The following is a 10,489-nucleotide window of genomic DNA, read 5'->3' as shown; positions in this document are numbered from 1 at the left end:
GCCGGCCGCCGTGCGCGCGGCGACAGCGGCCACAATGGACACGACCCAGCCCCGAAGAGCCGACGCGCTCGACGCCGAGTCGCTCGAACGGTTGCGCCAGCCGGTCGACCTCCCGCTGGTCGTAGACGCGCCCGCCGGTCTCGACGACCAGCACCGTCTTCTCCTCGCTCACGGATCCGGAGATCCTGACCCATCCGTCGGTCTCGTTGTGTGTCACGGCGTTGTCGACGACGTTGCCCACCAATCGCGCCAGCAGCGCCGGACTGCCGTGTGTCGCCGTCCCCGGCGGCACGTCCACCGTCACACTCAGCCTCTTCGCCTCCACCTCGGCGGACATCTCGCGCAGCGCCTCGTCGGCGAGCTGGCCGAGGTCGATCGGGGCGGCGTCGGCCAGCGCGCCGTGCTGCGCCCTGGCCAGCACGAGAAACCCGTCGAGCAGGTGATCGACCCGGTCGAGCTGCACACGCAGGCGATCCGCGAGCGCCACCGTCGAGGCGGCCGGGTCGGGCTTGGCGACCGCGACGTCCAGCGAAGCCCGCATCGTCGCCAGCGGCGTACGCAGCTCATGGGAGGCGTTGGCGACGAAGCGGCGCTGCGCGGCGAAGGACACCTCGAGCCGTTCGAGCAACTCGTCGATGGTGTCGGCAAGGCCCTTCACCTCGTCGGCGGGGCCGGTGACGGCCAGTCGCCGGTCCAGGCTGTCGGCGGAGATGCGCCGCGTGGCGCTCGTGATGAGCCTCAGCGGCCGCAGCACCCGTTGCGCCAGCACCCGGCCGAGCAGCGGTGAGACGACCGCCATCACGACCAGCGCCACCAGTGATCCGGCCAGCAGTTGGCGTGCCTGCTGCGTGTGCACCTCGGCCAGCTGGTTCTCCAGCTCCCGGATGTGCTGCTGCGCCACGGAGAGTCCGCCCTGGGCAGGTGGGCCCCCGGCGGGAGAGACGTCGCTCATGCTGCCGCCGGACAGCAGGAAGGTCAGGCCCAGCAGCCCGATGCCGGACACGAGGAACACGACGGCGTACAAGATCGTGAACCGTGCCCCTACGGTCCCGCTGCGCAGCCTGAACATGGCTTCAGCATGCCCTGGAAGACCTAACACCAGCGTGACAAAGCCGGTTCGGGCCGTGTTACCCGCCGTTCCGTAGAACCAGCGGCATGTCGAGCACCGAACTTCTCCGGCGGGAATGGACCGCGTTCCGCAGACCGGGCCGCCTGATCTCTCTGGCCGCCGCGGCCCTCGCCGTCATCGCACTGGGCCTGCTGTTCGCCGTCGGCAGCAACTCGTCCTGCGACGGACCCTGCCCGGCCGTTCCCACCGCCGGCGACGGCTCCGTCGTCAGCGACACGTTCTGGTTCCTGCATCGCGACCTCGGCCGCGACGGCAGCATCACGGTCCGGATGACTTCGATGACCGGGACGATCACCTATCCCCCGCCGGACCACGACCAGATCGTGCCGGGGCTCGTGCCGTGGGCGAAGGCAGGGATCATCGTCAAGGACGGCGTGCGGCAGGGTTCGCGGTACGCGGCGCTCATGATGACCGGCAGCCATGGCGTGCGCTTCCAGCACGACTACAAGCACGACGTCGCCGGAAGCGCGGGCGGGGTCTCGACGCAGTCCCCGCGCTGGTTGCGCCTGACGCGGTCGGGCGACACCATCACCGGCTCCGAGTCGGCCGACGGCAAGCAGTGGCACACCGTCGCAACGGCGGAGCTCAACGGGCTGCCCGACACCTTGCAGGTCGGACTCTTCGCCACCTCCCCCGGCGACCTCACGCTCCGCAAGACCGGTCTCGGCGGCGCGATCGAGGAGGTTCGGTTCACCCAGGCCGTCGGCGTCTTCGACAACGTCACCGTTGAAGGCGGCACCGCCGGCTCGTGGGACAGCGGCTCAGTCGGCGAGATGAACCACACCGACTGGGAGAAGTACCACAACGCGTCAGGAGTCGTGGAGGAGAACGGTGTCATCACGGTCAGCGGCACCGGCGACATCGGGCCGATCGGCGAGGGTGGCGCACGTACCGTCGAGAACACCTTGCTCGGCTTGGTGTTCGCGCTGATCATCGTGCTCGTCGTCGCGGCACGCTACGGCGCTCGTGAGACGTCTTCCCGGCGGGTCATCGCCGCCCGTTCCGCCGTTGTCGGGGCCGCCACCTTCGTCACCGGTCTGGTCGCCGTCGGCATCGTCGTCCCGGTGGGCATCGCGATCCTGGAGAGCAAAGGCGTCCCAACGCCGCCCGTTCCGCTGCTGACCGGCGCTCGGGTGATCGTCGGCGTCGCCGCGGTGCTCGCGCTGTGCGCGGTTCTCTTCTACGGGCTCGGGGTGTGGCTGCGCCGCGGCTGGGCGGCGATCCTCGTCGGGATGTCGCTGGTCGCCGTGCCGTACGCCGTCACGGCCTTCCCGCTGCTGCCCGACACGGTCTCGGAGTGGCTGCTGCGGCTCACCCCTGCCGCGGGCTTCGCCGTCAAACAAACGATGGTGGAGTATCCGCAGGTGACAGCGCATTACGCGCCGTCGGCCGGGTTCTTCCCGCTGCCTGGTTGGGCCGGGCTCGCCGTGCTGTGCGCGTACACGGCGATCGTGATGTGGATGGCCTTCGGCAGCAAGCCGACCGCCAACGCCGACTGGCGATAGCGGACAGATGCGGGAGCAGTTGAAAGACGCAGCATGACAATGCGGAGGGTGGCCATCCGGTGGCCGCCCTCCGCTTCCTCATCTCAGCAACGTTCCTCGGTGAAGCCGGCGCCGCCACCGGAGACGGTGCCGTACGCCATGGTGCAGAACTGCAGCGTGTTCGCGCCGCGTGACCACACCTCCTGCTGACCACGCGCACCGCTGTTGCCGTCGATCTCACCGTCGCCCCTGGTGATGGCGACGGTGGCGACGAAGTTGCTGTGGCCGGCCTTCCACGAGTCCCAGACGTAGATGTAGCCCCAGTTCTTGTTGCAGCCCTTGAACTGCTTGACCGAGGCGACGGTCGCGCCGCCGTTCTTGATGTACTTGGTGTCGCCGATCTGGGTGACGCCGCTCGGGCACCTCGGGTTGGTCTCGGCCTGGGCAGGACCGGCGAACGTCACGGCGATCGCGGCGGTCGCCAGCACCGCCGCGCCGATCTTGGCCTTCATGTCAGCAGCGCTCCTCGGTCTCGACGCCGTCGCTGTAGGACGCGGCCACGATGGAGCCGTATCCCTTGGTGCACTTGGTCAGCGTGTCCGTGCCGTACGACCACACTTCCTGCTTGTTGCGAGCACTGTTGTAGCCGCTCGGGAACTCGGCGCCGCGGACCTGCACACCGGCGTAGATGGTGTATTCCCTGTGGTTGGCCCGCCACGAGTCCCAGACGTAGACGTAGCCCCAGTTCTTGTTGCAGCCCTTGAACTGCTTGACCGAGGCGATGGTCGTGCTGCCGCTCTTGAGGTACTTCGTCGCGCCGATCTGGGTCACACCGCTGGAGCACGACGGGTTCGTCTCGGCCTGCGCGGTGCCGGTGAAGGTCATCGCGATGGCGGCGGCCGCCAGCACGGCGGCACCAATCCTCTTCTGCATGCGCACGACTTTGGCCGCGCGTGGTTAGTCAGCGGTAAATCACACCGAGGCGGGTCGCGAGCGCGGTGGCCAGGTGGACCGGCTTGCGGTCGGTGGTGTGGCGGATCTGCGTGCGGCAGCTGAAGCCGTCCGCGATGACGATCGCGTTCTCGTTGGCCCTGATGGCGGGCAGGAGGTCCTGCTCGGCGCACGCGATGGACACGTCGTAGTGCCCCTGCTCGAACCCGAAGTTGCCGGCCAGGCCGCAGCAACCCTCGACGATCTTCGCCTTCAGTCCCGCCTTCGTCATGGCGTCGCGGTCCGGTTCGAAGCCCAGTTCCGCGTACTGGTGGCAGTGGGTCTGCACGACGGCGTCGCGTGCGCCTTCCAACGCGGGCAACTTCGGTGCGACATGGGACGCGAACGTGCGAGTGGCTTTGGCAAGCGCTTGTACCGCCGGGTCGTCGGAGAGCTTCGGGGCTTCGGCCTTCAGGAACGCCGTGCAGCTCGGCTCCAGGCCGATCACCGGGATGCCCTGGCTCGTCCACGGGTGCAGCGCCCGCGCGGTCCGTTCGACGACCCTGCGGGCCGTGGCGAGCTGGCCGGTCGAGTGCCATGTCAGTCCACAACAGACGTTCGCGGACGGCAGCTCAACCCGGTTTCCCAGGTGCGCCAGGACGTTCGCGGCGTCGATGCCGATGCCCGGCTCGAAGAAGTTCGTGAACGTGTCGGGGAACAGCAGCACGGGATCGCCCTTGCCGAGCGGGTGCAGCTGGCGGACCAGGGGAGTGGTCGGTGTGGGCAGCTCGCGTTCGGGCGTGATCCCGGCGAACCGGCCGAGCTTCGCGGTGAACCTGTTCACCAGCCCGTACTTCAGCCACGTCGGCAGCCAGCCCATGGCGTAGTGCGAACGTGGCCGCAGGCGGCCCTTGTAGTGCTCGTGCAGGAACTCCGCCTTGTAGCTCGCCATGTCCACGTCGACAGGACAGTCGCGTTTGCAGCCCTTGCAGCCCAGGCAGAGGTCCAGTGCCTCGGCGACCTCGGAAGACCGCCAGCCGTCCTTGATCACGTCGCCCGCGAGCATCTCGAACAGCAGGTGCGCGCGGCCTCGCGTCGAGTGCTTCTCCTCGCGAGTGACGCGGTAGCTGGGGCACATCACCCCGCCCTTGGCGTTCAGGCACTTGCCGACACCGACGCACCGCCGGGTGTCGCTCGCGAACTCCGCGCGCGTCGGGATCCTCGGTGGCGCGACGAGGATCCTGAGGTCGTCGTCGAGCTTGCGGGGATCGACGATGCGCCCCGGGTTGAGCAGGTTGTGCGGGTCGAAGGCGTGCTTGAAGTCCTGGAACGCCCTGATCGCCTCCGGCGGGTACATCCGGCTGAGCAGCTCGGAGCGGGCCTGGCCGTCGCCGTGCTCGCCGGACAGGCTGCCGCCGTGGCTGACGACGAGATCGGCGGCGTCCTCCAGGAACTCGCGGTATCCGCTCGCCAGGTCGAAGTCGATGCGGACGTGCAGGCAGCCCTCGCCGAAGTGCCCATAGGTGATGCCGCGCCGGCCGTGCCCAGCCAGCAGCCGATCGAACTCGCGCAGGTAGGCGCCGAGGCGCTCCGGCGGAACGGCCGCGTCCTCCCAGCCCGGCCACGCCTCGCCGCCGTCGGGCATGCGGGTGGCCAGGCCGGCGCCGTCCTCGCGGATGCGCCACAGCGCCCGCTGGTGTGCCGGATCGTGGATGATCATCGAGTTCTTGGTGATCTTGGCGACACGCTCGGGGTCGTCCTCGACCTCGACGAACAGCCAGCTGCGGCCTTCCGGCAGGTCAGGGCGCACGCGAACGTTGCGGACCAGCGCCTCGTCGATGCCCTCGACCGCGAGCGCGTCCTCGATCTGGGTGACCTGGTCGGCGGCGTCGTAGGTGTCCGCGAAGCCGAGAACGACGAGCACGCGGCGTTCCGGACGCCTGACCAGCTTCAACTCCGCGCCCAGCACCACGACACAGGTGCCCTCGGTGCCGACCAGCTGCTGTGTGAGCGTCGGGGCGTCGAGGGCGTAGCCGCTGACCCGGCGACTCAGCTGCGGGAACCACGCCGGGTCGTGGGCCGGCAGGTCGAACGCGGGCGGGTTCGTGGTGTCGAACGTGCGGCCGTCCGCCGTGAGCACGTGCAGGTTCGCGACGTTCTCGCTGGTCTTGCCCCACTTCACCGAGTGCGCGCCGCACGCGTTGTTGCCGATCATTCCGCCGATCGTGCACCGCGAGTGTGTGGACGGATCGGGGCCGAAGACGTACTCGCCCGCCTGTGCGTTGACCTGGTCGAGGACGGCTCCCGGCTGGACCAGCGCCCGGTCGCCGGAGATCTCGATCGCGGTCAGGTACCGGCTGAAGTCGATCACGAGTCCGGTGCCGCACGCGTTGCCGGCGATGGACGTCCCTGCGCCCCGGCTGGTGATCGGCACGCGGTGTTCGGCGGCCAGCGCCACAGCGGCCACTACCGCGGCGGGGTCGCGTGGGCGGATGATCACTCGTGGTACGTGGCGGTAGTTCGACGCGTCCGCCGAATACAGCGCGCGGCTCGCGGGATCGTCGAGCACGTCGCCGTCGACGTGGCGCCGGAGTTGATCGAGAAAGGCCCGCATCACCCGATCATGCCTTCCTGGATGTGACATGGCTCCGCCGATGCCTGACTACCTGCCGGTAGCCGATAGCCTCACCCGGTCAACCAGCAGCGATCGCAGGGAGAGCTAGTGAGTCGGTCCGTTCTGGTCACCGGAGGCAACCGCGGCATCGGCCTCGCCATCGCGCAGGCGTTCGCGGCGCAGGGCGACAAGGTCGCGGTGACGCACCGCGGGTCCGGCGCTCCCGAAGGCCTGCTCGGCGTGAAGTGCGACGTGACGAACTCCGAGGAGATCGACGCCGCGTTCACCGAGATCGAGGCCGCGCACGGCCCGGTCGAGGTCCTGGTCGCCAACGCGGGCATCACCGCGGACACACTGCTGCTGCGCATGAGCGAGGAGCAGTTCACCAAGGTCATCGACGCGAACCTGACCGGCGCGTTCCGGTTCGCCCAGCGCGCCTCCCGCGGCATGCTGCGCAAGAAGTTCGGTCGCATCATCTTCATCTCGTCGGTCGTGGGCCTGACCGGTGGCGCCGGCCAGGTGAACTACGCCGCGTCCAAGGCGGGCATGGTCGGCATGGCGCGCTCGATCGCCCTGGAGCTGGGCTCGCGCAACATCACCGCGAACGTCATCACCCCCGGCTTCATCACCACGGACATGACCGCCGAGCTGCCGGAGGCCGTCCGCGAGGCCGCGCTGAAGCAGATCCCGGCCGGTCGCTACGGTGCGGCCGACGAGATCGCGCGCGCCGTCACGTTCCTGGCGGCGAACGAGGCGGGCTACATCAACGGTGCCGTGCTGCCTGTCGACGGCGGCCTCGGCATGGGCCACTGAAGTTTCCGTTCTTCGTACTGCGAAAGGGTTGGATCAAGTGACCGGACTGCTCGAAGGCAAGCGACTGCTGATCACCGGTGTCATCACCGACGCGTCGATCGCCTTCCACGTCGCGCGCGTCGCCCAGGAGCAGGGCGCCGAGGTCGTGCTGACCGGGTTCGGCCGGATGAGCCTCGTGCAGCGCATCGCCCAGCGCCTGCCCAAGCCCGCGCCCGTGGTCGAGCTCGACGTGCAGAACCAGGAGCACCTCGACACCCTCGCCGACCGCGTGCGTGAGCACGTCGACGGCCTCGACGGTGTCGTGCACGCCATCGGTTTCGCGCCCCAGAGCTGCCTCGGCGCGCCGTTCATGGACGCGCCGTGGGAGGACGTCTCCGTCGCGATGCACGTGTCGGCGTACTCGTACAAGGCGCTCGTGGCGGCCGTTCGCCCGCTGCTGTCGCACGGCTCGTCGGTCGTCGGTCTTGACTTCGACGCCCGCCAGGCGTGGCCCGCCTACAACTGGATGGGCGCGGCGAAGGCGGCGTTCGAGTCGATCAACCGCTACATGGCGCGCGACCTCGGCCCTGACGGCATCCGCGTGAACCTGATCTCGGCCGCCCGGTGCGCACCATGGCCGCGAAGTCCATCCCCGGCTTCTCCGAGCTGGAGAAGATGTGGGGCGAGAAGGCGCCGCTGAGCTGGGACGTCGACGACCCCACGCCGGTCGCGAAGTCGGTGTGCGGCCTGCTGTCCGACTGGTTCCCGGCGACCACGGGCTCGATGGTCTTCGTCGACGGCGGGGTGCACTTCCTCGGTCTCTAGTGCGGCGATCGCCAACCCCTACCGTCTCTTCCGGCGCCCAGCAGGGCGCCTCGCGCACCGGCCCCGCGCCCCCATACGCCCGATATTGAGGACGCGGGGCCGGCGCCGCGACGCACCCGTCTGACCGGCGGAAGAGCGGGCGGGGGGTTGGCGATCACCGCACCGGCCCGTGATTGGATGGGGCGGTGAGTTTCGATGCGCTGCTCTGGTTGTCGTTCGGCGGCCCGGAAGGCCCCGAGGACGTCCGCCCCTTCCTGGAGAACGTCGTTCGCGGACGTGGCGTGCCGCCGGAGCGGCTGGACGAGGTCGAGGCCCACTACCAGCACTTCGGCGGCGTGTCGCCGATCAACCGCCTGAACCTCGAAGCGATCGAGGCCGTCAAGGCCCGTGGCTTCGAGCTGCCGATCTACTTCGGCAACCGCAACTGGCATCCGATGGTCGAGGACACCGTCGCGCAGATGAAGGCCGACGGCGTCCGCCGGGCCCTGGTGTTCCCGACGAGCGCGTACGGCGGCTATTCCGCGTGCCGCCAGTACGACGAGGACATCGTGCGGGCGCTGCAGGCTGTTCCGGACGGCCCCGAACTGGTGAAGCTGCGCCAGTTCTTCGACCACCCGCTGTTCATCGGTGCTTTCGCCGACGGTGTCCGTGCCGCGGCCTCGTCCCTGTCCGGTTCGTACCGGCTGGTCTTCACCGCGCACTCGGTGCCGGTGTCCGCGGACAAGGCCGCCGGTCCGCCTTCCGAGGGCGGCTACCGCTACTCGCGCCAGGTCGTCGAGGCTTCCCGGCTGGTCGCCTCGGAGCTGGGCGTGACCGAGTACGACGTGGTGTGGCAGTCGCGGTCCGGGCCGCCGCAGATCCCGTGGCTGGAGCCGGACGTCGTCGACCACATCGACGCCCTACACGCCAAGGGCGTCACCGGGGTCGTGGTGTGCCCGATCGGGTTCGTGTCCGACCACCTCGAGGTCGTGTGGGACCTCGACACCGAGGCCCGCGACCGGGCTTTGGAGCTCGGCATGGAGTTCGCCCGCGCCGCGACGCCGAACTCGGACCCGCGTTTCGCCGAGCTCGTGGCCGAGCTGGTCGCGGAGCACACGGCGGGTGTTCCCGCGCGGAAGCTGTCGTCGTTCACCGCGGCGGGCTGCACGGTGAACGGCGAGCTGTGCGCTCCGTTGTGTTGCGAACCGGCGAAGAGGCCGGTCCGCACCTAGACAAGTCGTTTTCAACGGGCGAAGAATTGGTGGATGACCAGTTCCGCGGCCGTTGAGGTCAACGGGCTCCGGGTCCACCGGGGCGGGCGTCTGGTCCTGCGGGACGTGAGCTGCACGCTCCCGCAGGGCGTTGTCACCGGTCTGCTCGGCCCGTCCGGCTGCGGCAAGACCACGCTGATGCGCGCGGTCGTCGGTGTGCAGATCGTCTCGGCCGGGTCGGTGGCGGTGCTCGGCTCGCCCGCCGGCAGTCCGGGCCTGCGCAACCGGATCGGCTACGCGACGCAGAACCCGGCGGTCTACGCCGACCTCACCGTTGCCGAGAACCTCCGTTACTTCTGCTCCGTGCTGCGCGCTTCCCGGTCCGACGTGCAGCGCGTGATCGACGAGGTCGGCCTTGGCGGGCATGCCGACCAGCTCGTGTCCTCTTTGTCCGGTGGCGAGCTGTCGCGGACGAGCCTGGCCGTCGCGTTGCTCGGCAAACCTGAACTCCTGGTCCTCGACGAGCCGACGGTGGGCCTCGATCCGTTGCTGCGTGACGAGCTGTGGACGTTGTTCCGTACGTTGGCTTCTCGCGGCGTCACGTTGCTGGTCTCCAGTCACGTCATGGACGAAGCCGCCCGCTGCGAACGACTTCTGCTGATGCGCGACGGCTCGTTGCTCGCTGATGACACGCCGGGCGCGCTGCTTGTCCAGACGAGTACCGGCGACCTGGAACAGGCGTTCCTGTCGCTGGTCAGGGCGAAGGAGGCGGCATGAACGCGTCGATCCTGCTCGCCACGACCGCGCGGATCCTGAACCAGTTCCGCCACGACCGCCGCACCGTCGTGCTGATGGTGCTCATGCCGTCGCTGCTGCTGATCCTGCTGCGCTTCGTCTTCAACTCCGAGCAGGCATTCAGCCGCGCCGCACCGGCTCTGCTGGCGGTCTTCCCGTTCGCGATCATGTTCATCGTCACGTCGATCACCACCTTGCGTGAACGCACCACGGCGACGTTGGAACGGCTCATGACGATGCCGATCGCCAAGCTGGATCTGCTGTTCGGCTACGCGCTGGCGTTCGGTCTCGTGGCGCTCGTTCAGGTGCTGGTCGCGGTGGGTGTCTCGTTGTGGTGGCTCGGGCTGTCGATCGGCGGTTCGGTGTGGCTGCTCGTGCTGATCGCGGGGCTGGACGCGTTGCTGGGCACGGCGTTGGGGTTGTTCGCCAGTGCCTTCGCTCGCACCGAGTTTCAGGCCGTGCAGTTCATGCCGTTGTTCGTCATGCCTCAGGTGTTGTTGTGCGGGCTGTTCGCGCCGCGTGAGGCGATGACGCCCGTGCTGGAGTGGCTGTCCAACGTGATGCCGCTGTCGTACGCGGTTGACGCGCTCACGGCCGTGACGGTGTCGGCCGACATCACCGGTGAGCTGGTGCGGAACCTCGCGATCGTGGCGGCGTGCGGGCTGCTGGCGTTGGTGCTGGGCGCCATGACGCTGCGGAGACGGACGCCGTAGCTCAGTGCCGCCCGGCG

Annotated in this window: 9 protein-coding genes and 1 pseudogene; 6 read left to right on the top strand and 4 right to left on the bottom strand. The window is 69.1% G+C overall.

Annotated elements, in window-relative coordinates:
- Nucleotides 1–1,069 (bottom strand): sensor histidine kinase (locus FXN61_RS42130; RefSeq protein WP_167979448.1); only part of this gene is annotated, 1,069 nt, incomplete at its 3' end.
- 86 nt (nt 1,070–1,155) lie between these two features.
- Here FXN61_RS42130 and FXN61_RS42125 point away from each other — a divergent pair.
- A complete protein-coding gene (locus tag FXN61_RS42125; protein WP_167979447.1) occupies nt 1,156–2,634 on the top strand; it encodes a hypothetical protein in 1,479 nt (492 codons plus the stop codon).
- A gap of 83 nt (nt 2,635–2,717) precedes the next feature.
- On the opposite strand, the gene FXN61_RS42120 is transcribed toward FXN61_RS42125, so the two are convergent.
- From FXN61_RS42120 to FXN61_RS42110, 3 genes are read right to left on the bottom strand one after another with little or no spacing between them, the layout of a single operon-like run.
- A complete protein-coding gene (locus tag FXN61_RS42120; RefSeq protein ID WP_167979446.1) occupies nt 2,718–3,125 on the bottom strand; it encodes a hypothetical protein in 408 nt (135 codons plus the stop codon).
- 1 nt (nt 3,126) lies between these two features.
- Nucleotides 3,127–3,546 (bottom strand): hypothetical protein, encoded by a 420-nt coding sequence (locus FXN61_RS42115; protein ID WP_167979445.1) that lies wholly within the window; start codon nt 3,544–3,546, stop codon nt 3,127–3,129.
- Between the two features lie 28 nt (nt 3,547–3,574).
- Nucleotides 3,575–6,157 carry an FAD-binding and (Fe-S)-binding domain-containing protein gene (locus FXN61_RS42110; protein WP_167979444.1) on the bottom strand — a complete coding sequence of 861 codons (2,583 nt, stop codon included), beginning with the start codon at nt 6,155–6,157 and terminating at the stop codon, nt 3,575–3,577.
- A 108-nt stretch (nt 6,158–6,265) separates the two neighbouring features.
- On the opposite strand from FXN61_RS42110, the gene fabG reads away from it, so the two are divergent.
- The 5 genes and pseudogenes from fabG (at nt 6,266) to FXN61_RS42085 (ending at nt 10,472) form a co-directional block, all read left to right on the top strand.
- Nucleotides 6,266–6,970 (top strand): beta-ketoacyl-ACP reductase, encoded by a 705-nt coding sequence (gene fabG / locus FXN61_RS42105; RefSeq protein WP_167979443.1) that lies wholly within the window; start codon nt 6,266–6,268, stop codon nt 6,968–6,970.
- A 37-nt stretch (nt 6,971–7,007) separates the two neighbouring features.
- Nucleotides 7,008–7,774 (top strand): annotated as a pseudogene (gene fabI, locus FXN61_RS42100) (enoyl-ACP reductase FabI).
- A 185-nt stretch (nt 7,775–7,959) separates the two neighbouring features.
- Nucleotides 7,960–8,985, top strand: coding sequence for a ferrochelatase (locus FXN61_RS42095; RefSeq protein ID WP_167979442.1), 1,026 nt, complete (start codon nt 7,960–7,962; stop codon nt 8,983–8,985).
- Nucleotides 8,986–9,018: 33 nt separating this feature from the next.
- The gene (locus tag FXN61_RS42090) at nt 9,019–9,741 is read left to right on the top strand and encodes an ABC transporter ATP-binding protein (RefSeq protein WP_167979441.1); all 723 of its coding nucleotides are present in this window, start codon (nt 9,019–9,021) and stop codon (nt 9,739–9,741) included.
- Complete coding sequence (locus FXN61_RS42085; RefSeq protein ID WP_167979440.1) at nt 9,738–10,472, top strand: ABC transporter permease; 735 nt, start codon at nt 9,738–9,740, stop codon at nt 10,470–10,472. Before FXN61_RS42090 ends, FXN61_RS42085 begins: the two co-directional genes overlap by 4 nt.
- Nucleotides 10,473–10,489 lie beyond the last annotated feature (17 nt).

It is taken from the genome of Lentzea indica (assembly GCF_012184385.1).
In the GTDB taxonomy this organism is placed as follows: Bacteria; Actinomycetota; Actinomycetes; order Mycobacteriales; family Pseudonocardiaceae; genus Lentzea; species Lentzea indica.
This window is presented reverse-complemented; position numbering and strand designations above follow the sequence as displayed.